Source organism: Alloprevotella tannerae ATCC 51259, assembly GCF_000159995.1.
GTDB lineage: Bacteria > Bacteroidota > Bacteroidia > Bacteroidales > Bacteroidaceae > Alloprevotella > Alloprevotella tannerae.
Genome location: NZ_GG700642.1, coordinates 1,058,151 through 1,084,739, shown reverse-complemented (window position 1 = coordinate 1,084,739; position 26,589 = coordinate 1,058,151). Strand labels below are relative to the sequence as shown.

The following is a 26,589-nucleotide window of genomic DNA, read 5'->3' as shown; positions in this document are numbered from 1 at the left end:
TAGCGTAGAAAATGTTGTAATTCTCACAGATGCGTAGACTTGCGTTTGCTCACAACCAAATTTGCGATGAGCTACTCGGTATTGCTTAGAAAAGTAATGAAAGGGTAGAGTTAAGATTTAGGTGGCAATGATGTAACTAAAAGTCTGGCTACCGTAAAAATTTTCTGACTAACACAACGTCCTCAAACAAACCATTGCAAAAGTGCCAATCGGTTAAAATGACAAGGTCTTCGAAGCCGCATTGTCGGAAGGCCTGCAGAGAGCGCTTGTTGCTACAGAGCGAAATGTGCGCCACGAGCTGATGAATGTTGAGAAAACGCCGTGCATACTCCGTTGCTTGTTGTAGCATTTCCTGACCAAAACCTTTCCCGCGCTCGTCTTTCAAAATGGCGAGTCCGATTTCAGCTCTCCTGTCAGTAGGCGAAAAGTCAAATAGGTCTACTGTGCCTATCGCGCGCCCATCTTCTTTTGTTGCAATCAGCCTTAGTTGATTGTTTTCGTAAATAGATGAGGGCTGTGCTGCAAGATATTGCTTGAGTGCATAGCGAGAATAAGGGCCGCAAGCAGACGTAACCTCCCATAGACTCGGATCGTTTTCTATCGTATATAGAAACTCTAAATCTTCAGGCTCTAATGCTCTTAACTGCAACATAGGCTTTTAGCTTGTTTAATGGAAGACGTCGCCGGCTGTAATGAGAATTTTCTCTTTCGGGAAGAACGTTCCTAAATAATGCTTGTGATCAGAGTTGCTTAAACGGGACAGTATTTCATCATATGAGAGATCTGCCGTATCGTAAACAAAGTATAGGGCTTTGGAGGCGTCTTCTGTTAGCGGCATATTGAGTCGAAGGAAATCATCCAAGTGAGTCCCATTATAGTAGCAGCGTTCTTCAGCATTTGAAGGCTTGGGAAAGAGAAAACGCTTAAAGCGTCGCAACTGGCGAGATACGAGTGAGAGGCAGGCGCTCAAGATAATGGCTGCCATAATGGGGATGCTCAATAACAAACTATAGTGGCGGTAGTGCTTGCGGAAGAAGATAAGCATCGCCTCGTAGAAAACGTGAACGTAGCGGAAAGAATTTTTGTGCGTACTTTCGCCTTTATAGTGTAAAATGGGCGTGGGCAGATAGTAGTTTTTATAGCCGGCTTTGAGTATTCGGTAAGAGAGGTCGATGTCTTCTCCGTACATAAAAAATTGTTCGTCGAATCCGCCCGTTTTTTTCAACACTTCGTGTTTTGCAAACAAGAAGGCTCCCGATATAATATCAATCTGCGAACTTTCGTCTTCCGACTGAAAACGCAGATTATATTTGCCAAATAGCTTGGATTTTGGAAACAAGGTAGCTAAGCCCGTGATCTTGCAAAACGAGGTCCAAGGCGTAGGAAGACTTCGCCGAGATTCCAAAGCAAACTCTCCATTGTCGCGCAGCATTTTTACGCCTAAGCCTCCTAAATTGGGACGCGTGCGAGCAAAAACAATGCAGTCGTGTAGCGTGTGTTCAGTTAGTATCGTGTCAGGGTTGAGGAAAAGTATAAATTCGCCGGTTGCTTTTTTTAGCGCAAGGTTGTTTGCTTTCCCAAAACCAAGATTATGACGATTGGCAATGATATGGAGGTGTGGGTATTGCTGTTGTGGAAATTTGGTTTTCAAGTACGCCACTGAGTCATCTTTGGACGCATTGTCTACGACAAAGACTTCATTGTCGATGCCTTCTACTGCTTTCCACACAGAATGCAGACATTGTTCCAAATAATACTTTACATTGTAGTTGACAATGATGATGGATAAAGTCATTGCTCAGAGTCTTTTGATTTGAATGGAAAGCAAAGAATGCTAGCCACTACAGCAATAAAAAAGCTATAAAGCGATGTGCCTGTAAAAGAGATACTGTAGTAGCAAAAAATGCTGGGTAGCGTTGCGAGGCATAAAAGGAATAATCGCAGACTTATCCATTTTGCTTGCTTTTTCTTGCTCTGTGCTGTCGTAGGCTGCCCTAAAATGGCTGCAACTCTTTTCCAAGAGGGCAGGGAATAAGCCAAAAAGGAGCCGCCAATAGCAGTTACGATGGAAATGATGTCTGAAAAATATTTTGTCTCAGCACTTTTCCCAAGAAAACTCGTCGGAAATATTTCTGCTTCAGATAAAGCAACGTAGATGATAATGACTATCCAAAGGCAAAAGATGCCTCGCTTTTGAAAAACGAAGTATGGGGATGTAGCATCAGGCTGCATTCGATTATTCATTTCTTGTTATTGCTTGATTTCTATACGCTCAGTGATAGAACGTCCTAATGTGATTTCGTCAGTATATTCCAACTCCTCTCCAACGCTAACACCGCGCGCCAAGGTCGTAAGCTTGACGTTATATTGTGCGAGTTTACGCTGAATAAAAAAGATTGTGGTGTCACCCTCCATTGTCGGGTTTAGTGCAAAAATAATCTCTTTTACCTCTCCACTTGCTACTCGGTCAATCAAACTATCTATTTCAAGATCAGAAGGCCCAACGCCATCCATAGGAGATATAACGCCGCCCAAAACATGATAGAGTCCGCGAAAGGCGCCTGTATTCTCAATGCTTAATACGCCTGATATGTTTTCTACTACACATACGACAGATTGATCGCGTAGCGGGCTGGCACAAATCTCGCAAATATCGGTGTCGGAGATGTTGTGGCATATGTTGCAATAATGGATCTTTTCTTTGACTGCAATAAGGCTTTCGGCAAAGGAATTTACGTAGGCCTTATCTTGTTTTAGCAGATGAAGGACTAATCGCAATGCCGTTCGCCTCCCGATACCCGGTAGTTTGGTAAATTCATTTAGTGCCCGTTCTAAATGTTTTGAAGGATATTGTTCGTTCATTCAGTCAGAGTTGGAATGGCAAAGTTAGGAAAATTCATTATTTTTGCATTACAAACAGTCAAGAAATGAAGATTAACACAGCTGAATTTAAGATAAGCAGCGCGCGCTTGGATCAATGTCCTGCTACAATGATTCCTGAATATGCTTTTATTGGTAGAAGTAATGTGGGAAAGAGTAGCCTGATTAATATGTTGACAGGACGGTCCGCATTAGCTAAGACTTCGTCAACTCCGGGAAAGACGTTGCTCATCAATCACTTTATTATAAATGATGAATGGTTTTTGGTAGACTTGCCTGGTTATGGTTTTGCGAAACGCAGCAAGAAGGAGCGCGAAGAATTGCGCAAGATGATTGAGCGTTATGTGACTCGCCGCGAGCAACTCACAAACTTGTTTGTGCTAATAGACTCTCGGCTCAGGCCGCAGACAATAGATCTTGAATTCATTCGCTTTTTAGGCGAAGCTGGCGTACCTTTTTCTATTATCTTTACCAAGGCGGATAAGAATAAGAGGGGAGTCTTAAAGTCTAATGTCCAAGGCTTCTTGGCAACGTTAAAGGAGGAGTGGGAAGAACTCCCACCTTACTTTATCTCCAGTTCAACCAGTAAATTAGGAAGAGAAGATATTCTTAATTACATTGAGCAGATTAATGGCTCGCTCCAACAAGATGAAGCGATTTAATTTGAATATGCGTGCCGTTAAGGCTGCACTTATCGTTGCCGCTTTAATTATTGCTGCTCTTTCACTTGTTGTAAGCAATATCTTAATAAAGGATTTGACTCGGGAAGAAACAGCTAAGATGGAAGTGTGGGCAGAGGCAATGCGATCGTTAACGCGTGCTGATGAAAACACCGATTTAAATTTAGTTTTGCGTGTTCTCAATGGGAATAATACGATTCCTGTTATTGTTTTGGATGGACAAGGGCGCGTCTTAGCAGCACGAAACATTGGGATTCCCCAAGATAGTTTGGAAAATGTCTTATCTGATGTGCAGAGCAAGAGTTACAAAACAATTACTAAAGATCTGCTGTTGCGTGCTCACAAAATGAAGTCGTCGGGATTATGTATGGAGATGAAGCTTTCTGAAGATGAGGCGGCGGATAATAAAATTGAAATCTGTTATGAACCTTCTTTGATGTTGAAGCGTCTAGCCACGTATCCCTATGTTCAGTTAGGCGTTGTGGCTTTATTTATAGTTGTTGCTATTTTAGCCTTATTAAGTTCGAAGAGAGCAGAACAAAATAAGGTTTGGGTTGGCCTTTCGAGAGAAACTGCGCACCAATTGGGTACGCCTATCTCGTCTTTAATGGCTGGCAGCATTATTTTGCGTGAGAGTTATCCCGACGACCCCTTGATTCCTGAGATGGATAAGGACATTCAGCGGCTTCAATTGATTGCTGAACGCTTTTCTAAGATTGGTTCTGCGCCAGAGATGACGCGGGAGAATCTAAACGAAGTTGTTTTACGTGTACTCAGTTACATCGGTAAGCGAACGTCGCAAAAAGTTAAGCTCCAGACGTCTTTTTCTGCATCTGTGATGTGTGCGAAAATCAACGCTCCGCTTTTTGAATGGGTCATTGAGAACCTTTGTAAGAACGCTATTGATGCGATGTCTGGTGTTGGGGAGATTAATATTGGTGTAACAGAACGTGATAAGCGAATTACAATATTGGTTTCCGATACCGGAAAGGGCATTGCTAAGAAAAACTTTAAGAATGTTTTTAAGCCTGGTTTCACAACTAAACGCCGCGGATGGGGGCTTGGCCTCTCGCTGGCCAAGCGTATTATTGAGGAGTACCATCGCGGGAAAATCTTCGTAAAGAGTAGTGAGCTTGGTCAAGGCACTACATTCTGCATACAACTTATAGATAGAAGTTGAGTACAGATAATCACCATTAAAAGTCTATCGAAAAACGGAAATTGATCTGTCTTCCGGTTAAGAAGTTGGGGACGGCATATTGTGTGTTTGTAATATCCGTAACCCAAAAGTAAGAATTGATATTTTGAATTCCTAATAGATTAAAGGCATCAACGCCTAACCACGCATTCTTTATCATTCTTCCCAAGCCTCGCGTGAGATGGTGGTCTTCGTTGTTAATTAAACGATAGCTCACGCCCAAGTCTACGCGTTTATAAGCAGGTGCTCGGAACGTTTGTTGTGAGCGATCCGTATGCGGAGGGCCGAAAGGCAGTCCATCCGCAAAGGCTAATTTTAGCGTACTTCTCCAGCGCGTACTCCCAGGGAAGAAATCTGTGAAATAAAGTGAGACATTGTAGCGCTGACTCGTTGGACGAGGTAACCATACGCCTGCAATTTTTTCTTTGGTTTGCATTAAAGAAACCGACAACCAACTATCTGTGCCGGGTACAAACTCGCCATATAATTTCAGATCTAAGCCTGCTGCATAACCGGATGCCATGTTACGACCATAATAGACTACTCTTATGTTGTCAACGCTGTATGGGTTTAAGTTGGAGAGCGCTTTATAATAAAGTTCGGCTGTAAACTTAAACGGGCGATCAAGCAGGCGGAAAGTATAATCTCCTCCAAGGACGAAATGGATAGACCTTTGCGATCTAATAGATCTATTTAGATGAACCTTGGCAATGCCGTTGACCAACGTCGTATCTCTTAATTCTTTGTAGAATGGCGGTTGATAATAGAAGCCCGTGGCAAATCGCAATGTCCAATGATCGTTGGCCGCCGGAAGCAGCCCAATGGAGATGCGAGGCGAGATTGTTGTTTCCTTGTTCCAATCCCAATGACTTAATCTTACGCCGTAGGTGAGATTAAACAAGCCTAATTTACTCTTGAATCGCCAACTATCTTGCAGGAAGCCTGAAAGTCTGTTACCCTGCACTTCATTAGCTGAGTGCAAACTATAAATAAGGCGCAGCATATCGGGCGTATGGGGGAGCGAGTAGCCCATAGAGTCGCGCATTTCCCATTCGCGTGCATTCTCCTTTATTTTTTCAAACTGCCAGTTTAGGCCTGCTTGTAGTGTATGTCCGGTAAACTTTGTGCGAAAGCGAAGTCCGGCATTAAAAACGCTGGCTCTTAGTCTGTTTCGGGCGTGTTCCATATAAGTTCCGACCCCTAATTGCTCCGCGCCTGTCGCTTCATTGAGCCAATATTGCCCTTGAATGTCATACGTTTCGTGCTCTTGTGTGGAAAAAGAAGAGAGTTGTAAGGCCAAATAGCTTTCCGGCGTAAAATGACGTGTGAGCGAGAAAGCACCAAAGAACGTGCGGAAATAATCTTTCTCTTCTCCATCAAAATAGACCTTAAACTTTTTAGCATTGTTCATCGTACCAAAGTTTGTTTCGCGGTCTTTTGGCTTAAAGTTGTAATGATTGTCAGAGATATTGCCCAATACATCTATCGTCCATCTTCTGTTGGGCGACCAAGAAAGATAGGCCTGATAATCCAAAAAGTTGGGGTTATACTCACCGGTAGTCTCTAAAGAGCCCAGCAAGTAGCGCGTCGTCTTATAGCGGAGCGAGGTCATAAGGCTGAACTTTGAATTGCCGCCGCCTAAGTAGATGCCACCACCCAGCATACTCCCGTTTACTCGTCCTTCAAAACCTGTCGGGCGCTTATAAGTAATGTCTAAAACGGAAGACATCTTGTCTCCATATCTCGCTTCAAAGCCTCCTGATGAGAAGCCTATCCTTTCGACCATATCTGAATTGATCACGCTGAGGCCTTCTTGCTGACCGGAGCGCACAAGCATTGGGCGGAAAATTTCTAAGCCGTTCAAATAGACGACATTCTCGTCAAAACTACCGCCGCGGACGTTATATTGAGAAGACAACTCATTATGCGTAGAGACGCCGGCTTGCGTGGCGATGATTTCCTCTACGCCGTTTCCTGTCGTAGACGGCATCGTGGTCTGGTCTGTCAATTTAATACGTTGCTCTGTTGTAGTTTGCTTTGCTTGACCTATGACTACAGCCGTGTTGAGCGTATTTCCGTATGCCGGCAATACGATATCCAGCCGAATGGAATCGCCCGGATTGCGAAGCAGACGCTTTCGCGTTTCATAACCTATCTGTGAATACACGACTACTACGGAGTCGCGCGAAGTACAATAGAGCGTATATTCACCCTTTAAGTTGGTTGAAGTCAGAATGCTTGTTCCTAGAATGCGAACGTTGGCCAACTCTAGAGGTTGTCCGTCATCATCTTTGACAAGGCCGAAAATCTTCGTCCGTTGAGCTGATGAAGAGATGGCAAGGAGCAAGAAAAATATGCTGAGAATGTAACGTTGCTTCATACTATTTCTAAAACGGCAGAGTGGGGGCTATATTGTGTAAACCCCTGTTGAAGTTATCTTTGAGCACAGCCCGATTATTACGTGTCTGTTCAGATATGCCATAGCCCTTGTTCTTATTCTTTTAATACTTATTTTCGTGAACCGATGCTCCCATCATACTTTCACCTCTTTATGTGGCTCTTTTCAATTCACAATGATGGGCTCCGCATAGACAATGAATGAGGAACAACCTCTAAAATCCGTTTTTTATTGTCCATTATTTAATGATCAGCAGCTGAAGTCTTGCCTTGCTTTATTTTCATCGTGAACGTAAACTTGTACTGTCGTGAAGGGACGTTTGTACTGTCGTGAAGGGACGTTTGTACTGTCGTGAAGGGACGTTTGTACTATCGTGAAAGGACAACTGTCCCATCGTGATGGTAGCCGTAAAATTCCGAGCAGCGTAGCCGAGACTTGGGACTTATCGTCGTGGAATGCTAAAAACTCACATTGAAATCAGAGGAGACAAACTTCCGAATACTTGCCATTATTTGGCTTTTGCCGAAAAATGTTGCGTGATAGCTTGCTCTCTATGTTGTAAAATGATCTCTATACCAAATTTTTCTGAAAGATGTTCTGCCAAATGCTGGGCGCTATATACGCTGCGATGCTGCCCACCGGTGCAACCAAAGGAGAACATAAGCGCGGTGAAGCCGCGGTCTAAATAACGCTGTACGTGGAAGTCGGCCAACGCATATACGTGTTGCAGAAAGGGCAATATTTCGCCGTTTGTTTCCAGAAATCGTATGACGGGAGCGTCAAGTCCTGTCAGCTTTTTGTAGGGTTCATAGCGTCCCGGATTGTGCGTGCTGCGGCAATCGAAGACATAGCCACCTCCGTTTCCGCTGGTATCTTCCGGTATGCCTTTCTTGTAGCTAAAACTAAAGATGCGCACGACCAGTGTGGGGGCTTGCACCTTAACTGTCAACTGTTTTGCTGGTTCCGGCGAGGGCGTGGGGAGTTGGAATTGGGGCAGTTGTACCAACTTTTCCAATGTTTGTGATAAATAAGGGTAAGCAGCAGCTACGCCTTTCTGCAAGGCTTCGCGGAGATTTGCGATGGCCAATGGAATACTTGCAAGAAAGTGGGGCTTATGTTCTACATAGCCTCGTAAACCATAAGCACCCAATACTTGAAGCGTGCGAAAGAAGACAAAAAGATCCAGACGTTGCAGGAATTTTTGCCTATCAATGTCGGTGATTTCCTCAAGTACACTTAAATATTCTTCCAACAAAATCGTTCGCAAATCAGCTCCATAGTGGGCCGATGCTTGCCATAAGAATGAGGCAACGTCGTATTCTAAAGGTCCTTCGCGCCCGCCTTGATAATCGATGAAGTAAGGGTTGCCATCTACCAACATAACGTTGCGTGCTTGAAAGTCGCGGTAAAGAAAACCTGTCTGCTCGTTGTCATTTAAATCGGAGCCCAATTGGAGTAAATCGGCTTCTAATTGTATTTCATCAAAGGGTAGTCCGGCTACTTTTAGAAAGCAATATTTGAAATAATAGAGATCAAACATAGCTGCTTTGACATCAAAACGAGTAGGGGGGAGCAGGCGCTCCGTATTTAGATCGACTATGCCCTTTACCTGAAATGCGGGCAATAGGCAGATGGTCTTTTTCAGCAGTTCTATGTGATTGGTCGTATAACCTATTTGACTTTCTCGACCCGTACGCAGTGCTTCGAAAAGTGACTTACTTCCGAGGTCTGTTTGTAAATAACTCATTCGATCTTCAGATACGGCCAAGATTTCCGGAACGGGCAAGGACTTTTTCGTAAAATGCTGCGTCAGGTAGATGAAACTCTCATTTTCTTTTCGCGATTCGCCGATTACGCCGATGCAGCTTTGGGTATCTTGACCTACTAATCGGAAATATTGGCGGTTACTGCCTGATCCGGTTAATGGCATGATAGTCTTAAGCGGCGCGGCGAAGCATTGGCTGTATAATTGTTGAAGTATGGTTGTATTTTCAGAAAACATAAGGGGAGGGGATAAAGCGTTATGACTCTTTTATTGGGTGCTGTTGGCCAAATTCATTAAATGGACAGCCACCAAGGCTGCCGTCTCTGTACGTAGGCGGCTGTTGCCTAACGATACGGGGATAAATCCTGCTGCCATAGCGGCTTCTACTTCTCGCATACTGAAATCGCCTTCCGGGCCAATAAGTACTTGGGTAGACTCTTCGCCTTTGAGTAGTTGGCCAAGAAAGGCGGAAGAATGTATAGAAGTGCTTGCGTTTGTTGGACTTGAATCGGCGTCGCAGATATTTTCCATATTATAGCAATGGGCTATGTATCTCTTACCTTCGAATGGACGATTGATGAAAGCATTGAACGTTATCATCTCGGGAATTTGAGGCAAAATAGCTTTATGACTTTGCTTCATTGCACTGATAGCTATACGATTCATTCGCTCAATCTTGATTTGCTTGCGTTCAGAAAACTCGCAGGCGACGAAATTTATTTGATCGACACCAATTTCTGTGGCTTTTTCTACAAACCATTCCATTCTATCCAAGTGCTTTGTGGGCGCAACGGCAATCTCTAATTTGTTTTTCCACAATGGGCGTGCGCTCTCTTGGGATAATAACTGGACGCTACAATGCTTATTGGTAACCAAGGAGAGTGCGGCTTTGTAAAAAGAGCCTTTCCCGTCAGTGATGATAATCTCTTCGCCCTCTTTCATGCGTAACACTTTGGTGATGTGTTGCGCTTCATCGTGTGGAAGCTCTTTGTTTGTCGCAATGTCGGGCGCGTAAAAAACATGAAACTCTTTCATTCTTCTGCTATAGTTCGGCGTTGGATCTCTTTTTTGATTTGATCGGCAAGTTCGTATTCTTCATTATGGACGGCTTGCTCTAATGCTTCTTGTAAGAGTTGGAGATTCATTGAAGAGAGAGGAAATTTTATTACGCCCTCTTTGGGGTTGATATTGACGAGAAACATTAAATCTTTCTTGTAAATGTATATAGGTTTGTGTTGCCCGATGGCAACAGCCAAGCCTTCTGTGATAGAAACGTTGATGGAGTGAAGAAGTCCTTCTTGGAGAAAAAATAAATGTGCTGTAAGCAAACTCTCTGGGCTTACTTTAAATAAAAGATATTGGAGTTGGAAGTTGAGAGCTCCGCACAAGGAGGATATTAAACCGCTTGTAAATGAGAAATTAGTGCGTAGTCCACTTACAATAATGTCTTTTTCTTCTTTATTGATTAAGGTCGGGACGAGATTGTTTCCACCCTTTTCTTTGAACAATAAAATATAGGCGCTCTTTAATGTGGCTCCTTGGGTTATACCTTGTGCTTGAAGTTCGATAAAATCTGGATCCATCTTCATCAATTCTTTTTGCAAAGATAGGCAGAGAAGATTAAAAAGTAGAAATCCATATTATATAATATAGAGGAAGATACTAAAAAAGCAGTTCGTACATACTCTGTACAAACTGCTTTGTCTATAAGGAGTGAAATTACTCTTCTGAATTATTCAGCACGCAATGTGAAGCGGCAGAATGCTACGGCTGTCAAATCTTTATCTGCTTGCTGCAGATATTGGCGAACCGTAATCTTGCTATCTTGAATAAAATCTTGATTGAGAAGCGTTGCTTCTTTGTAGAAAGCATTCATACGGCCTTCTGCAATGCGCTCTACAAGATTTTCAGGTTTACCTTCTTCACGCGTTTTCTCAATGGCAATCTTGAATTCTTCAGCACGGATTTCTTCAGGAACATCGTCCTTATCCACACTTACAGGATTCATTGCTGCAATTTGCATTGTCAATGCGTGTCCTTGCTCCTCTGCAGCCTTATTAAGTTGTACCATTGTGCAAAGAATGTTCTTTGCTTGGTGATTGTAGGTATAAATGTGCTCTCCTTCTAAAACAAAGTAGCCATCAAGCTCCATTTTTTCACCCGTAATACCAGACTGATTGGTTACAGCATCTTTTACTGTTCCTTTATCATTCAAATGTAGTGCTTCAACTTCTTCAAGGCTCTTGCACTTGTTTGCGACTGCAAGATCTAAAATGCTTTGCGTAAGTGCTACGAAATCTTTGTTGGCAGCCACAAAGTCTGTCTCGCATTTCAAAGCAATCATTGCTCCGAAGCCTTCTACAGCTTTAACTAATACGCAGCCATTAGATGCTTCGCGATCAGAGCGTTTTGCCGCAATCGCTTGGCCGCGTTTGCGGATGATTTCAACAGCCGTGTCCATATCGCCATTAGCTTCAGCTAAGGCTTTCTTGCAATCACCAAGGCCTGCTCCGGTCAAGGTGCGTAGTTTCTTGATGTCTTCAATTGTTACTTCCATGAGTAAATCAATAATTGAGGATTATAATTGTGGATTATTCCGCTTTAGGCGCTTCCTCCGTTTCTGGTGTTGTTGCAGATTCTGCTTCTACGCCTTCTTCGCTTTTCTCTTTGCGAGCACGAGTTGTACGTTTGCGAGGAGCTTTCTCTTCAACTTCTTTCGCTTCCTGATCTACCTTTTCTGCTTTGCGCTCTTCTAAGCCTTCTGCGATAGCTGCGCAGCAAGCGTCAAGGATTACTTCAATGCTTTGTTTAGCATCATCGTTTGCAGGAATAACGTGATCAACAGAGTTGGGGTCTGAGTTCGTATCAACAATGCCGAAGACAGGAATATCCAAACGATGAGCTTCTTTTACTGCAATGTGCTCTTTCATTACGTCTACAATGAAGAGGGCTGCAGGAAGACGTGTTAAGTCTGCGATAGAACCAAAGTTCTTTTCGAGTTTAGCACGTTGGCGAGAGATTTGGAGGATTTCACGCTTAGAGAGGTTAGAGAAAGTTCCATCGGCTGTAAGCTTATCGATGTTGGCCATTTTCTTAACCGCCTTGCGGATTGTCGGGAAGTTGGTAAGCATACCGCCCGGCCAACGTTCCGTAACATAAGGCATATTTACTGCAGCTGCTTTCTCAGCAACGATATCTTTTGCCTGTTTTTTAGTAGAAACGAAGAGGATGCGCTTGCCTGACTTTGCAATTTGCTTGAGGGCTTCTGCTGCCTCATCAATCTTTGCTACAGTTTTGTGCAAGTCGATAATATGAATACCGTTGCGCTCCATAAAGATGTAAGGAGCCATTGCGGGATTCCATTTGCGCTTGAGGTGGCCAAAATGACAGCCAGCCTCTAAAAGTTGGTCAAAAGTTGTTCTTGACATAATTTTGTTTTGTTCGTTTACTTTCTGTTTGTAATTGCTTTAAGCAACCAGCTCCTGAGTAGGCGATACGCATCCCAAGAGTTTAGATGCTAAACGTGCACCAATAGCAAACCATATATTTTGCTTTGCGAAGCTACTCTTAAGAAGAATGTTCGGCAGAGCAAAGCGTATATTAACGTTTGCTGAATTGGAAGCGACGGCGTGCTTTGGGGCGTCCCGGTTTTTTACGTTCAACAACGCGAGAATCGCGAGTGATGAAGCCTTCTGCGCGGAGCGCTTTCTTGTCTTCGGCATTGATCTTCACCAATGCGCGTGCAATCGCTAAGCGCAACGCTTGACTTTGGCCTGTGAAGCCACCGCCATCAATATTTACTTTGATGTCATACTTCTCTGTTGCGCCCAACAGTTGAAGTGGTTGTTTTACCACGTACTGAAGAATAGGCGAGGGGAAGTATTCCGTCAGGTCTCTTTTATTAATTGTAATCTTACCCGTACCTTCGGTCAAGAATACACGTGCTACGGCGCTTTTGCGGCGGCCTGTTGCATTGATCATATCCATATTCTTTCTTATTTATACTGGTTAATATCAATCACCTTCGGAGATTGTGCTTCGTGCTTGTGTTCTGCGCCTTCATAGACGTGGAGATTCTTAAGCAATTGTGCACCAAGGCGATTCTTAGGGAGCATACCTTTTACCGTACGCAGCAAAAGTCTTTCAGCACCATTGGGTTTAGCCAAGATTGAAGCCGGCGTTTGTTCGCGTTGGCCGCCGGGATAACCCGTATAAGAATAATAAATACGATCTGTCATCTTATTGCCGGTCAACTTAACCTTGTCGGCATTTATGATGATCACGTTGTCACCACAATCTACGTGCGGCGTAAAGTTTGGTTTGTACTTGCCGCGAAGCAGTTTGGCAACCTTTGAGCTGAGACGGCCAAGAATCTGGTCTGTAGCATCTACTACGACCCATTCCTTATTCGCAGTCTCTTTGTTTGCAGAAATGGTCTTGTAACTTAAAGTGTCCACTCTTCGTTTGTTTTAATTGTATTACTACTAAATTTTCGGCTGTTTGTCTCGAAAGATCCATTACCCGGCCAAAGGTAGCCCTTTCTTAACCAACAGTTTTGCAGCGTTTTTTACGCCGCAGATAATAATCGGCCTGCAAAAGTAGGCATTTTGGACTAACCTACAAAGTTTTTTGCGTTTCTTTTTAGGACAGAGCGATTTATATCGCTGTTTTTAGGAAAGAACAGCTCGAAATATGATACGCAAGGCGGCCAATATGAAGTTGTGTAGCGTATAAATAAGACGCTAAAAGTCGGAATTATCTTTCTGGCTGATGAGTGATTACTTTTAAAGTCTATTACTAAGTATATGGCATGTTGAGTCGTATATCTGAAAGCTTAAAGTAAAATATCGAAAGTATGGAGCCTGTTGTGCTTTAAGCTGATTTTTGTGTTGTACGCTCGTGAGCGTACGATTGTTCTTTCACGAGCGTAAACTTGTACTATCGTGAGGGTACAAGTTTACACTCACGAGGCGACAAGGCTCGATCGCGTTTTTCGCTTAAAAAATAGGGCGTTTGTATGCTTTTTATGTGTCGAACGCGTTCGATTTTATTTAAATAAAAGAAATCATACAATAAATAGGTGAAGATTTATTGCTACCTTTGCCCATGAAACTCATATTAGAGTGCTGATTAACCGAGATGTGTATTGCTTTTTATCTCTCATTAGATATAAAAATGGCGTAAAAGTTAGTCAAACGCATACAGTAATAAATTTTAGTTATGCATACAACTACAGAAAAATTGAGGGCTTTTGAGCGCCTATTGGACGTAATGGATACGTTGCGCGAGAAATGTCCTTGGGATCATAAGCAGACGATTCAAAGTTTGCGTCCTAATACGATCGAAGAAACCTATGAGCTTTCAGAAGCGATATTGGGTGGTAATATGGCTGATATTCGTGAAGAGTTAGGGGATATTATTATGCACATAGTCTTCTATTCTAAAATCGGAGAGGAGTCGAAGCAGTTTGATATTGCAGACGTATGTAATGCTGTATGCGACAAACTGATTTATCGTCATCCCCATGTTTATCCGCCAAAAGATGGTGTGCTTACACAAGTCACATCTTCGGAGCAGGTAAAAGCGCAATGGGAGCAACTAAAGACGCAGGAGAAAGAAGGAAATAAGACTGTTCTGGGCGGCGTTCCCGAGTCGCTGCCGACGCTCATCAAAGCTTATCGCATTCAAGACAAGGCGCGCGGCGTAGGTTTTGATTGGGATGAAAAAGAACAGGTTTGGACTAAGGTGAAAGAAGAGATTCAAGAGTTTGAGGCTGAAATGAGAGCCGAAAAACTCTCGAAAGAAAAAGCCACTGCCGAGTTTGGCGACGTGATGTTCAGCCTTATCAATGCTGCCCGCCTTTACCATATCAATCCGGATAATGCGCTGGAGCAGACGAATCGGAAATTTATACGCCGCTTTAATTATCTTGAACAACGCGTAAAAGAACAAGGGCGTAACTTGAAAGAGATGACTCTTCAAGAAATGGACCAGTTCTGGGATGAAGCGAAGGCTTCAGAACAAAAGTAAGCAACATCCGCCTCTATAAATAGGTTATCTTGAAGCAACAATCAATATGGATTATCAAGCAACGATTGACTACCTCTTTAATAGTACACCCCTTTTTCAGCATTTGGGGGCTTCGGCTTACAAGCCCGGCCTTCAAACGACTTATGCTTTAGATGCCCATTTTGGATATCCGCACAAAAAGTATAAAACGATTCACGTTGCGGGGACAAATGGCAAAGGCTCTTGCTGTCATACTTTAGCTGCGATTTTGCAATCGGCTGGTCTGAAAGTGGGACTCTATACTTCTCCGCACCTATTAGACTTTCGTGAGCGCATAAGAATAAACGGAGAAATGATTTCCGAGCAGTTTGTCGTTGATTTTGTGGAAAAAGAGCGCCCATTCTTTGAGCCTTTTCATCCGTCTTTTTTTGAAATCACTACAGCACTTGCACTTCACTATTTTGCAATAGAACAGGTAGATATAGCTGTCGTAGAGGTGGGCTTGGGAGGAAGGTTAGATTGCACCAATGTTATTACTCCGTTGCTTTCGATCATTACAAATATCAGCAAAGATCATACAGAGTTTTTGGGAGATACTTTGTCAGCTATTGCAGGCGAGAAGGCAGGTATTATTAAGTCACACATACCCGTTGTAATAGGAGAGACGCAACCTGAAACTTATAAGGTGTTTGCAGAAAAGGCCGCTGAGATGGACGCTCCGATTACTTTTGCCGATGAGCAACCTGAAGTGCTTTCCTCTTTTCTTTCTCCTGATGGACTAAGAGTGTATCAAACGCGAAATTATGCAGAACTAAAAGGAGGGCTTGCGGGCGAATGTCAGGTAAAAAATGCCAACACGATCCTGAATGCTTTGAATATCTTAAAGCAAACTGAGATAGGGCGGTGGCTTACTGAACGTGCCATAGCAAATGGCTTTAGACACGTTTGCAAACTTACCGGTTTGATGGGACGATGGCAAGTGTTGCGCGAACAGCCGAAAGTCGTTTGCGATACGGGACACAATGCAGGCGGGTGGAAATATTTAAATCATCAGTTGCGCGGCGTCTCCGGTCGACTGCACATCATCTTTGGTATGGCCAACGATAAAGCTGCTGATGCCGTCATTGCAGAATTGCCCGAAAATGCCTGTTTTTATTGGACCCGTGCCAATACGGCTCGCTCTTTTTCTGAAGATGAGATTCAGACATTTGCGCGCCGACATAATAGAGATGGAAAGGTGTTTCATTGCGTTTCTGATGCCTATGAAGCAGCTTTAGAGGCAGCAAGTCTGGAAGATACGATTTTTGTGGGAGGAAGCAACTTTGTTATCGCAGACTTACTATCTTTCCTTCAAAAAGAGGATTAGCATTATCTATCATTTAAAGATACTCGACTTATGAGACGGATTTTATTTTTGATTGTCGTAATATGTTGTGTGCAATATAGTTTCGCGCAAATGCCGAAAGATACTATCACACAGCAAGTTTTGCTGTATGCGTCAAAAGGTGATGTGCGCTTACTGCGTCCTCTTTATGACAAAGCAAAAAATCAACTCTCTGCTCCGTCTCGTCTTTATTGTGATTTGGTGCTTTCGCATGCTGAAGGCGACATTGAGCGAATGGTTGTCTGTATTGACAGCTTGATGACGCAATATCCGGCCTCGCTTAATAGTCTGGCAAGAATGTCGTTAATCAATCTCAAGGGCGAAACGCTACTAAAAGAGGGGGCTTATACTGAGTTAATTGAGTTTGCAGATCTCCAACTGAAATATATGAAGCGCCATCGCTATCGAAAGCAGGCGATGAAACGGCTACAAACTTTAAAACAGCAAGCATTAAGCTATACGGATGGGACCGTTGCTGGTCGTATTCAAGGGCTAATTCAACAACGTAACATTGCAGAGCTTATTACTTATGAAGAAGAAGTTGATAAGCTTCCTCAAATGCAAAAGTTGTTGGGCAAAATGCTGTTGGCTGATGCATTTAATAACAACAAAGCTGCATTGAGTTACGCTGAAACACTATTAAAGCAGTATGCAGACTCACTTTCGTCGGATGATCTCAAAACGATTTTTGATATTAGTGCGAATGAGTTGATGCGTAACGGAAATTGGCAGGCGCTATCTCAACTTTGTCAATCGGAACCCTTTCAAAGTAAATTCCCAAATCTGATTAAATCGCCTCAAATTATAAGTGAAGCCTATTCAAATGTAGGAAAGACTAGCCTCACATTTACTCGTACAGATGCTGCTTTGCAGGTTTCTCGCTATTGGCCACTTATGACGAGCGCACAGATCAATCGCCAGCAGAGAATAGCCTTAACCATCTCGACTGCGCAACAGTATACCTTGTTGTCTACCCAAGATATCCGTAACAGTGGGTTGGTCCCGCTGAACGATACGATAGTAGTATACGACTGGGAAGGCCCTATCATTGTTTCTCCGGTGCTTGTTCCTGAGTTGACTTGCGGTGATATTGTTTTTCGTAACCTTTTGTGTTACGCTGTATTGCCTGTAGATGGTTTTTCTCGCATACAAACGAGTATTTTAGGTACAAACGAGTTGAGAAGATTAGGACAAATAGAGATATACAAAGAGAAATGGTTTGTTAAACCTCAAACAGGAAGGGACAATAAATTAGCGCATAGTACTTCGCACAACATATATTGGGATCAAGATGGAAGACTTCTTGTTAAAGGCGTCCATAAAATGAAGGATTATTCTTTTATCTTAGATGTGGATTTTCCTTCCAATACTTTTTCTACAGCAAACTTTTCGCCATTAATTACCGATACAACAGATTTCCAACTGCAAATACAGTTTGTTGATGATGAGAACAAGCGTAAAATGGCTTCTGTTAAGCTTCCTAGTTTATCTCTCTCGCCTGTTGGAAATAAGGATCTAGCTGGAATAATAGGCTATCCTTTTATCCATAGCCTCAATTATGCTAAGATAGATTTTGAAACCATGAATTTTTCTCCTCTTTCGCAACAAGAGGATCCGAATGATTCAGAGGAGGAAATTTCAGACAATACAGATGCTTTCTTGCTAGAGCGTAATCTTGCTTCGCGCTTACTTTCTACGCCAAGTAAAACGATGCGGATTTTTTTGCGACTTTTAGCTGCACGAGGAAAAAATGATCCGGAGCCCATTATAGCCTTTGCTGATACTCTATTGCACGGATCGAATAAAGATTTATCAGAAAATCAGCTCTATTTAGTTGCAATGGAGGCCACGAATGCTTTAGCCTTGAAAGGCGAGTATAAGGCTGCGGTCGATATTTGCAAAAAAATGATCGATAGTGATCGTTTTAGCGGTAATATGTTCAATGTTTTTATGGAACTTGGTCAGATATATAAAGCAGCTCAGGCTTACGAAAGACCTTTATTGAGGCCAATATCAGGCGCGTCCACTTTGGATTACCTCAAGGATGAGGTGGTAAAAATACGCATAAATGGAAAGTCTACGTCGGCTTATTTAGATCCGACGGAAGCCTACGTGATTATTTCCGAGAAAGTACAGCATAAATTCGATATACAGCTTATTTATAGCAGACCAAATTACGCTGTCGGTATTATTAAGCAGATAAAATTAGGAGGCTTTACCTTAGAGAATTTGCTATGTCGCATTACAAAGGAAAATGTTCCGACCACCATCGGCTACAATGTGCTACGCCTAATTCCTGAGGTTGAATTTTCAAATGCTGGTGTAATTTTGCGCTCACGAACAACAGGTCAAGGGAAGACTTTCTCCATTCGATTTGATGATGAACTCTGTGTTCAAGCAGAGAATCAAGCAGATTATATTCCTTTCAGGTTGGTTCGGAGTGGTAAGAATAGCATTCTTGATTACACACTTCCCCCGATCACGCTTGGTAAGGCAACTTTCAGCAAGATAGACTTTGTTCCGGCCGACTTTTCTTCTCAATCTCCCGTTTATTACAAAGGGACAATTTCAATAGAAGAACTCATTCGAAAGCAAGGAAAATTAGTCTTCGATTTTCAGCATATGACTATCCGGTAAGATGAGGGCTTATAGGAAAGAGGACGTTGGCTTATTAGAAGAAAAACTCTGAGTCAACGTCCTTTTTGCTTTGCTTTTTATTTTCCACATTGAAGAATTAAAGCGCCTCGTTCTTTCATATCATAACACGGTATTGCATTTTCCGCGGCTTCCGTGGAGTATTTGGTGCGGTAAAAGTCGGTTAATGATGTGTCTAAGATAATAGAATCAGGTGCAAAATAGTTCAATGCGGTTGATAAGTCTTGCTTATAACCCGGCATAATATAGAGATAATTCACTTGTAGCAGGGAGGCACTCGCTCCTTGCCGTATTTTTTCAGATAACAAACCGACTCTTTTTCCCCTGAAAGCAAGAACGTGTGGCAGCAGTATCAAATCTTCCTTCTTTTGAGGTACTTCTACGAGTTGTGGTTGCGCCATTCGGTTTGTTCTTATGAAAGTGCGTCGTATAGATCTTAAAATTTGCTCTGCATGTCCTTTCCTCATCGACCAAAGATAAGAATGCTGCTTGTCTACAATGCAATGAATTGCAGGGGAACTAGATTTGTAGACAACGATCGTGTTATCATAAGCCGGCGGAGTATACATTATATAATATATTGCCCCACAAAGCAGCAAGCAAGCTATGCCATATAAGTTCCTCGCGCGACGATTCTGAAGATAAGTAAGGAGAAAAAAGATCACACCATAAATCAATAGCGTGAAGACCTTTCCGGGTACAACCGTTATCGACGCATAATCCCAAGAGGAGAGAAAGTTCAGGCATTGGAGCATCGTATCCATTGTTCCGTTGAGCAAGCTGACAAGTACGGTTTGCACAAACGGCAGGCAGAAGAATAAAAGCGCCAGTAGCAATATCGCATAGGCGAAAGGAATAACCAACCATCCCGTAAATAAGCCTACCAAAGAGAAGGAATTAAAATAATAAGCGATGAGCGGCAGTGTCAGTATTTGCGCACAGAAAGAAGTTCTCAAGAGATCATATACAAAGTTTAAGCCCCAAAATCTACTCACCCACGTTGGAGGTGCGAGTTTGGGAGCAATCAGCAATATACCTAAGAGCGCTAAGAATGAGAGTTGTAGTCCCATATCAAATAAGGCTGTCGGCGAAACCAACAATATGCCTATCAAAGCCAAGGATAGGGAGTTGAGCGCATTATAATCTCTGCGTAGCGCTTGTGTAAGGTGTAGGAGCGATAACATAAAGGCGGCTCTGACAAGTGAAAATGGCGCGCCGACCAAAAAAGTGAACAGCCATACCTGTACTACGCCCATTAGTAAAAGCGGCAGATAGATTCTGCGCCTATTGCGCAGTGGTCGTACTGCCCAAAGGAAAAAGCCGAAAAGGATACTTAAATGCAGGCCTGATAAGGCCAAGATGTGACTTGTTCCGGTGGCTGCAAACAGTTCGCGAAATTCGTCGTTCAAGCCTCTTCTGTCCCCTAAAGTCAAAGCTGCCAAAACGGTTAGCTTATCGCCATGGAAAAAAGTTTTGTATTTTTCCAACAGTTCCTCTCGATAACGAAGTAGTACCGTGCGTATATTCGTCGAAATTTTGCCTGTTTTCTTCCAATTATTTTGATAAACAAATGTCGTCCCATAGATTCCTTGATTTTTCAACCAAGCCGCATAGTCAAATTCTTCGGGATTGCCATTGTTGCGTGGTGTTTCCACTTGACTATGAAAGAAAATCACATCACCCGGATGCAGCGTTTGCGCGGTTTGTTTCATCAGTGAGGTGGCTATGACAAATCCTGCGAAGCGTCCACTTTTAATTTCCACATTGACACGCAGGGTTTTTGCCGTAAAACGCGGACTACTGATTACCGTGGCCTCATAAGTTTGAGGCGTCGTAGGCCAAATGATCCTGCTACGATCACGTTGTCCGGTGAGTAGCCCTGCTCCCAGCAAGCAAAAAGCAGTAATAAGTGTTCCCAAAGCCGCCATTTCCAGCACGTTCTTACGCAGCATGAGCACGGCAGAAGCCCCAAAACCAAAAGCAAGTAAGAGTAAAATTATCGATTGTCCCACTAATGGTGCATAAAAGGCTTCTCCTAAGCATATTCCAACGACTAGGGCCAAAGCCGGTAGTAGCAATGGATGCTCCAAGAGCAAGCGGGGAAAATGGAAAGCTGCATTTCTCATTTTTTCTTTTGCAAATTTACGCCCGAAGCGTGGTGACCGGCAAGACTTAGTGTGAGCACACTGAAGCGCACATCCGGACAAACTTTTATAATCGCTTGGCCGCAGGAGATGATAGTTGCTCCTGTAGTCAGTACATCATCTACTAGTAAAATGTGTTTGCCACGTAAATTTTCCGCCACTTTAATCGCAAATATGTCCTTCACGTTTATTCTTCGTGCCGCCGCATCCAAATGTGTCTGTGTTGGGTTAGCCACTGTTCGTATTACGGCTTTATTGTCTATTGGTAAGGATGTGATGCGGTGAATCCCTTTTGCCAATTCCTCACTCTGATTATAACCTCGCTTCCTTTGCCTTTTTGAGGCTAAAGGTATTGGTATAATCATATCTATGTCGGTAAAAAAATCTGTGTCGAGTAAATCTGTAGCCATACAAGCGCCCAAATAATTGCCAACATCGGGGCGATTAAAATATTTTAGCCTCAAAACTGCCCGCCTGCTATCTGAGCCGGAGACGTACTTCATATAAGCATTGGCTTTCACGATGGGCAATCTGCCCCAAAATACGCGCTCTACAGGATTTCCGGCTTTACCGCGGTAGTCCGTATAAGGCAATCGAAACGTGCATTGGACGCATAAAATGTGTTCTCCGCCCAATAATCGTGCTCCGCAAACTACACAGCGACGAGGGAACAGTAGAGAAACAAGTCCTCTAAACAATTGTTTGTGAAAAATGGTTTTCATCGCGCCTACAAAGTTAAAAGGATTTGTCGACAAAAACCTTGTGTGTCTTTAGAGAATTAGGGCAAATCGCATGTTTTTCTGTATTGACGCGCCTGAAGTTTAATCTGTGGCCCGTTTAGCCCAATGAGGGATGTAAGAAATCGCAACTAAACAAGGCTTAATATGCAGGTCACGACTACGAGAACAAGACTTTGCAATTTATGATCGTGAGGGGACGTTCGTACCTTCACGGGCGTACGAATTTCCTTCCACGAGCGTACGAACGTTTTATCACGATGGTATTTCGCGGAGGTGCGTTGCGAAAGTATAAAGGTCAGTAGGAGGTGGATAAAAAAGCGCCATTGAGTAGCAAGAATGGCATCTTATTAGGCTTTTCTAAAGCATTGAGAGGCCTAAAGGCCGTGCGTATAAACTGTAAAACATCACTTGATGGATGCTTTTAGGCCACAAGACGACAAATGGTGATGGGATGTATGGAAAGTTGCTACTTTGTTTGCTCTACATTTATTTGTTTTGTAGCGATTTCCACGTTAGATTTTCGCGGTTGGGGCGCTCCTTGAGTAGAATAGCGAAGAGGAGGGCTACGCTTACACTTACCGCAATAGAAATAAAACCGAAGATTAAGAAACTTACCTGTGTGTAAAAATGAAGATAGAAGACGGTGAACATACCTGCGATAAAGCCGATCGTAGCACTCTTGCTGCCTATCGTAGGAAAGAATATACCCATTACAAAAAGGGCACCAATGCCGCCGGAAAGCAGTCCTAAAATGGTATTAAAATAGTCGAGTAAGGACTGGATATTGAGCCGGGCCATTAACAATGCGAGTAATAGGCCAGCGATACCGGCTGTTAAACTCGCCCAACGTGCTACACGAAGTAGATGTTTGGGTGAAAGGTGTGTAGGTCTGAGGCGTTGGTAAATATCTACGGTAAATGAGGTGGAAATAGAGTTGATGTTAGAAGAAATAGTACTCATCGTAGCGGCGAAAAGTGCGGCTATCAGGAGACCGGCTGCGCCTGCAGGCAATTGTGTTACGACATAAAAAGGAAAAATCGCGTCAGGTCGCTCTAAAGAAGTGAACCCGGCTTCCGGATGCGTCTTGAAGAAAGTATATAAGCCGGTTCCTATCAGGTAAAAAACAATGGAAACAACGACGCAAATCACACCATTGACAACAATACTTCGTGCCGCGCTCCGCTCGTCCTTTGTCGTCATATAGCGCTGGATGATCGTTTGGTCGGAAGTATAAGAGATCAGATTATTGGCCAAGCCTCCAAGGATGACAACCCAAAACGTGGCAGAACGATAATCCAAACTCCAATCGAAAAGTACAAACTTATGATCGTTCATTCCTATATCTACAAATCCCTGAAAGCCACCGGACGTCTGCCAAATCAAGTAGATAGCAGCTAATATCGCTCCACCAACTAAAATAATCCCTTGAATGACGTCGGCCCATATGACGGCCTCGATTCCTCCCAAGGTGCAATAGATAATAGTAATGACGGCCATCAATAATATACAAAGTGAGATGTCAATATCTGCCACTGCGGATAAGGCCAAAGCAGGCAGGAAAAGGATCAAAGCCATTCGGGCTATCATAAAAGCCATAAATAGTAAGGAGGCCATACAGCGCAAGGCATAATTGAATCGGCACTGCAAATACGCATAAGCGGTTGTCACGTTCAAACGTCGAAAGAAGGGGAGATAATACTTTACGACCGGATAAAGAATAAACAACATCATAAACTGTATCGGGTAGTAAGTCCAATCCGTTGCATATACTTTAGCCGGAATACTCATATATGTAATGGCGCTAAACATCGTAGCAAAAATACTAATGGAGGCTGCCCACCACGGAATGCGCCCCCCGCCTTTGAAAAAGTTGTCGGGATGATCTCCCTTTTTGAAGAAGAGGCCCCCTAAGTATAACATACCTAAAAAATAAACGATCAAGACGGTCCAATTTAGCCAACCGAAATGCACCTCTTTGGTGTTCGTCCGGGTTTCCTGGGCCTGTGTGGAATGTTTGCTTTGCGCTAAGGCTGTACAGCGTAGCAATGGGAGAAACGTAGCGTTGAGGTCGTGGGATGAAACTCTGATGTGCTGACAAGAATTTCGCTGCTCACTTGGCAAAAATGTATGCGCCTTAGCCGATATTATAACTGCCGTTTTTCTTTGGGGCGCCTTATTCTTATGTAAAAAGGACTGCGCCGAACATAGTCCGCTAATAGATAGGATAAACAGCAGGAAGGAAAAGATATAAACGCGCTTGCACCGTTGACTGGATAGGGTAGACATACGGAAAGTGAAGTCAGGTAAATGAAAATAGGTGTATCGGCAAGTGAATTTCATAAAAACGCTTCGCACAATACGAGTTGAAGTTGTGCAAAATTACAACTAATGAAAGAAACATCGAGCCCTGTTACTAAAAACTCTGCAACAAAAAGGGTACGTTTCAATTATTATCCCTACTTTTGTCTTAGCAAAATATGCGTTTTGTTAACTGTACGGAAGCAAAGTTTGAATGAAAACGAGAATAAAAGTATTGCAGGTCATCAATACATTGAACACTGCTGGAGCTGAACGCTTAGTGTGTACGATTGCTGAAGGCATGAATCGGCCGGAAATACAAACAGATGTGCTGGTCCTAAATGGTGTGGAAACAGGATTTATGCGCACATTAGAAGCAGCCGGTGTTCGAGTAATTCGCCTTGGGAGCAACGAGTATAATCCTTGGTTGATCTATAAGTTGCGCCCTTATTTGGAGACCTATGATATAGTTCACGTTCATTTATTCCCTGCCCAATATTGGGTAGCTCTAACTAAATACCTGTTCAAATCAAAAGCACATTTGGTGACAACAGAGCATAGTACGTTTAATTTTCGATGTAAATATAAACTTACTACGTGGTCGGATCGTAAAATATATCGTCTATATGAGGCCATTACTTGTATCTCTTCAGCTACGCTCAACTTTATTCGTCATCGTGCCCCTTCTTCCGTGCGCACAGTCTTGATAGAAAATGGAATAGATGTAGCTTTATTCTCTCAAGCCAAAAGCGACCGTGCGGTAGTTTTGCCTAATGTTCCCGCTAATGCCTTTGTCTTGATGCAAGTAGCGCGGTTTAAGGAAGAGAAAAATCAGATCGACTTGGTCAAAGTTTTAGCCCAGTTGCCCACTGATATACATGCGGTGTTTGTAGGTGATGGCCCGATGAGGAAGCATTGTGAATCCTTGGCAAAGGACTTGAAAGTGGAAGAGCGGACTCATTTCTTGGGAAAGCGAGAAGACATTCCGTCGCTGCTGGCTGCAGCTGATATTGTTGTGATGCCTTCTTTATGGGAAGGCTTTGGCTTGTCGGCTGTCGAAGGTATGGCAGCGCATAAGCCTGTTTTAGCTTCAAATGTAGCCGGATTGGCACAAGTTGTTGAAGATGAAAGTTTGCTGTTTCCCGTCAATGATATAGAAACGATGGCGAATAGAATCATCAAACTTTATAAGGATGAAGACTTGCGCAAGCGCGTAGGAGAAGAATGCTATCAGCGTGCACAGAAGTATGATGTAAGGTTTATGTTGGATAATCTTTGGAAATTGTATAGCCAGTTAGAAGATGGAGACACAACAAGCAACTAAGAAGAAGTTACTATTCTGCGATAACTACCTCTGGGGATTGTTGAACTTCAGAGGATATATTATTCAACACTTCATCAATTTGGGGTATGACGTACTCTTGGTAGCTCCTCAGAGTGGGAAAGACGAAAACATACCGAAAGGAGCGCGATATATTCCTATTGAAATGGAGCGTTGTGGTACAAATCCTTGGGCTGATTTTCGCTATTTTCGAGCACTTTATAAGATTTATCGCAAAGAACGTCCCGACTATGTCTTCCATTATACGATCAAGCCCAATATCTATGGTACGCTTGCGGCTCATCGGTTAGGCATACCTTCTACCGCAATGATTCCCGGTTTAGGTTATGCTTTTGCCGGTAAGGGTTTCTTGAAGATACTGGGTGCTCGACTTTATCGCACAGGCTTGTATCGTGCTCATCGTATCATAGTTTTGAACAAATTCAACTACGACTTTATCTTAAAGCAGAGGTTGGCTCCTTCAGACCATCTATTGTTGTTTGAGAATGGAGAAGGTGTGGACTTAACAGCTTTTCCGTTTACCGATAATGAGGATGATAATTGCACCTTTCTTATGGTGTCTCGTTTGTTATCAGATAAAGGATACAATGAGTTTGTGGCTGCTGCGAGAAAAATAAAAGAGAAGTATCCGCAGTTTAAGTTTCAATTGCTCGGACCAAAGGGAGATAATAATCCAGCGGCAATTTCCGAAGAACAATTAGAGAAAGATGTCACTTCGGGTGCAATAGAGTATTTAGGTATAACGGACGATGTGCAATCTATCGTGGGGCGTCCTGGAACGGTTGTCGTGTTGCCTTCTTACCATGAAGGATTAAGTAGATCATTGATGGAGGCTTGTGCTATGGGCAAGCCCATTATAGCCTCAGATATTCCCGGTTGTAGAGAAACCGTGGAAGATGGCGTAAATGGATTTTTAGTGCCGCCGCAAAATACAACCGCTTTGATAAAAGCTATGCAACGCTATATTGATTTGTCGAAAGAAGAAAAACAGACCTTTTCCAAGGCAGGCAGACGGATAGCAGAAGAGCGCTTTGATGTAAGGAATGTGGCCGAACGATATGAGCAGATCTTAGCGGAAGTCTTTGCTGATAAGTGA

22 protein-coding genes are annotated in these 26,589 nt (G+C 43.1%); 7 read left to right on the top strand and 15 right to left on the bottom strand.

The genetic code is table 11. The annotated features are described in order from the left end of the window. Positions 1 to 148: 148 nt before the first annotated feature. Genes GCWU000325_RS04540 through recR form a run of 4 tightly spaced genes read right to left on the bottom strand, consistent with a single transcriptional unit; the run spans position 149 to position 2,862 of the window. Positions 149 to 652 (bottom strand): GNAT family N-acetyltransferase, encoded by a 504-nt coding sequence (locus GCWU000325_RS04540; RefSeq protein WP_006254995.1) that lies wholly within the window; start codon positions 650 to 652, stop codon positions 149 to 151. Between the two features lie 15 nt (positions 653 to 667). Next, positions 668 to 1,795, bottom strand: a complete 1,128-nt coding sequence (locus GCWU000325_RS04535) for a glycosyltransferase family 2 protein (RefSeq protein ID WP_006254994.1) — start codon at positions 1,793 to 1,795, stop codon at positions 668 to 670. Further along, positions 1,792 to 2,244 (bottom strand): hypothetical protein, encoded by a 453-nt coding sequence (locus GCWU000325_RS04530; RefSeq protein WP_006254993.1) that lies wholly within the window; start codon positions 2,242 to 2,244, stop codon positions 1,792 to 1,794. Before GCWU000325_RS04530 ends, GCWU000325_RS04535 begins: the two co-directional genes overlap by 4 nt. 6 nt (positions 2,245 to 2,250) lie before the next feature. Further along, entirely contained in the window at positions 2,251 to 2,862 is a 612-nt protein-coding gene (recR, locus tag GCWU000325_RS04525) for a recombination mediator RecR (protein ID WP_006254992.1), read from the bottom strand. Between the two features lie 65 nt (positions 2,863 to 2,927). Between recR and yihA the strand changes: the two genes are divergently transcribed. Further along, positions 2,928 to 3,542 carry a ribosome biogenesis GTP-binding protein YihA/YsxC gene (gene yihA / locus GCWU000325_RS04520; RefSeq protein ID WP_006254991.1) on the top strand — a complete coding sequence of 205 codons (615 nt, stop codon included), beginning with the start codon at positions 2,928 to 2,930 and terminating at the stop codon, positions 3,540 to 3,542. Further along, positions 3,529 to 4,740: a sensor histidine kinase gene (locus tag GCWU000325_RS04515; RefSeq protein ID WP_006254990.1), complete on the top strand. Its 1,212-nt coding sequence runs from the start codon at positions 3,529 to 3,531 to the stop codon at positions 4,738 to 4,740. The genes yihA and GCWU000325_RS04515 overlap by 14 nt, the downstream gene beginning before the upstream one ends. A gap of 16 nt (positions 4,741 to 4,756) precedes the next feature. Here the strand turns inward: GCWU000325_RS04515 and GCWU000325_RS04510 are convergent, their stop codons facing one another. The 8 genes from GCWU000325_RS04510 to rplM all read right to left on the bottom strand — a co-directional run bounded on the left by GCWU000325_RS04510 (position 4,757) and on the right by rplM (position 13,378). After that, complete coding sequence (locus tag GCWU000325_RS04510; RefSeq protein WP_006254989.1) at positions 4,757 to 7,138, bottom strand: TonB-dependent receptor; 2,382 nt, start codon at positions 7,136 to 7,138, stop codon at positions 4,757 to 4,759. 526 nt (positions 7,139 to 7,664) lie between these two features. After that, positions 7,665 to 9,158 (bottom strand): RapZ C-terminal domain-containing protein, encoded by a 1,494-nt coding sequence (locus tag GCWU000325_RS04505; protein WP_006254987.1) that lies wholly within the window; start codon positions 9,156 to 9,158, stop codon positions 7,665 to 7,667. Positions 9,159 to 9,188: 30 nt separating this feature from the next. Further along, entirely contained in the window at positions 9,189 to 9,956 is a 768-nt protein-coding gene (locus tag GCWU000325_RS04500) for a 16S rRNA (uracil(1498)-N(3))-methyltransferase (RefSeq protein ID WP_006254986.1), read from the bottom strand. Continuing rightward, a complete protein-coding gene (locus GCWU000325_RS04495) occupies positions 9,953 to 10,504 on the bottom strand; it encodes a DUF151 domain-containing protein (RefSeq protein WP_169303818.1) in 552 nt (183 codons plus the stop codon). Before GCWU000325_RS04495 ends, GCWU000325_RS04500 begins: the two co-directional genes overlap by 4 nt. A gap of 149 nt (positions 10,505 to 10,653) precedes the next feature. Next, positions 10,654 to 11,478, bottom strand: a complete 825-nt coding sequence (gene tsf / locus GCWU000325_RS04490) for a translation elongation factor Ts (RefSeq protein WP_006254984.1) — start codon at positions 11,476 to 11,478, stop codon at positions 10,654 to 10,656. Positions 11,479 to 11,512: 34 nt separating this feature from the next. Continuing rightward, positions 11,513 to 12,349: a 30S ribosomal protein S2 gene (gene rpsB, locus GCWU000325_RS04485; protein ID WP_006254983.1), complete on the bottom strand. Its 837-nt coding sequence runs from the start codon at positions 12,347 to 12,349 to the stop codon at positions 11,513 to 11,515. A gap of 172 nt (positions 12,350 to 12,521) precedes the next feature. Continuing rightward, positions 12,522 to 12,908: a 30S ribosomal protein S9 gene (gene rpsI, locus GCWU000325_RS04480; protein WP_006254982.1), complete on the bottom strand. Its 387-nt coding sequence runs from the start codon at positions 12,906 to 12,908 to the stop codon at positions 12,522 to 12,524. A gap of 8 nt (positions 12,909 to 12,916) precedes the next feature. Further along, complete coding sequence (gene rplM, locus GCWU000325_RS04475; protein WP_006254981.1) at positions 12,917 to 13,378, bottom strand: 50S ribosomal protein L13; 462 nt, start codon at positions 13,376 to 13,378, stop codon at positions 12,917 to 12,919. Positions 13,379 to 14,141: 763 nt separating this feature from the next. Here rplM and mazG point away from each other — a divergent pair. From mazG to GCWU000325_RS04460, 3 genes are read left to right on the top strand one after another with little or no spacing between them, the layout of a single operon-like run. Further along, positions 14,142 to 14,951, top strand: a complete 810-nt coding sequence (mazG, locus tag GCWU000325_RS04470; protein WP_006254980.1) for a nucleoside triphosphate pyrophosphohydrolase — start codon at positions 14,142 to 14,144, stop codon at positions 14,949 to 14,951. Between the two features lie 46 nt (positions 14,952 to 14,997). Further along, positions 14,998 to 16,296 (top strand): bifunctional folylpolyglutamate synthase/dihydrofolate synthase, encoded by a 1,299-nt coding sequence (locus GCWU000325_RS04465; RefSeq protein WP_006254979.1) that lies wholly within the window; start codon positions 14,998 to 15,000, stop codon positions 16,294 to 16,296. 30 nt (positions 16,297 to 16,326) lie between these two features. Further along, positions 16,327 to 18,951 (top strand): pepsin/retropepsin-like aspartic protease family protein, encoded by a 2,625-nt coding sequence (locus GCWU000325_RS04460; protein ID WP_154646572.1) that lies wholly within the window; start codon positions 16,327 to 16,329, stop codon positions 18,949 to 18,951. Positions 18,952 to 19,028: 77 nt separating this feature from the next. On the opposite strand, the gene GCWU000325_RS04455 is transcribed toward GCWU000325_RS04460, so the two are convergent. The 3 genes from GCWU000325_RS04455 to GCWU000325_RS04445 all read right to left on the bottom strand — a co-directional run bounded on the left by GCWU000325_RS04455 (position 19,029) and on the right by GCWU000325_RS04445 (position 23,773). Continuing rightward, entirely contained in the window at positions 19,029 to 21,095 is a 2,067-nt protein-coding gene (locus tag GCWU000325_RS04455) for a ComEC/Rec2 family competence protein (protein ID WP_006254977.1), read from the bottom strand. Then, positions 21,092 to 21,835, bottom strand: coding sequence for a ComF family protein (locus tag GCWU000325_RS04450; RefSeq protein WP_154646571.1), 744 nt, complete (start codon positions 21,833 to 21,835; stop codon positions 21,092 to 21,094). Before GCWU000325_RS04450 ends, GCWU000325_RS04455 begins: the two co-directional genes overlap by 4 nt. A 504-nt stretch (positions 21,836 to 22,339) precedes the next feature. After that, complete coding sequence (locus GCWU000325_RS04445; protein WP_050756604.1) at positions 22,340 to 23,773, bottom strand: sodium:solute symporter family protein; 1,434 nt, start codon at positions 23,771 to 23,773, stop codon at positions 22,340 to 22,342. A 592-nt stretch (positions 23,774 to 24,365) separates the two neighbouring features. On the opposite strand from GCWU000325_RS04445, the gene GCWU000325_RS04440 reads away from it, so the two are divergent. Both GCWU000325_RS04440 and GCWU000325_RS04435 read left to right on the top strand, forming a co-directional pair. Continuing rightward, on the top strand, positions 24,366 to 25,475 hold the full coding sequence (locus GCWU000325_RS04440) for a glycosyltransferase (protein WP_006254973.1): 1,110 nt from the start codon (positions 24,366 to 24,368) through the stop codon (positions 25,473 to 25,475). After that, on the top strand, positions 25,453 to 26,589 hold the full coding sequence (locus GCWU000325_RS04435) for a glycosyltransferase family 4 protein (protein ID WP_006254972.1): 1,137 nt from the start codon (positions 25,453 to 25,455) through the stop codon (positions 26,587 to 26,589). The genes GCWU000325_RS04440 and GCWU000325_RS04435 overlap by 23 nt, the downstream gene beginning before the upstream one ends.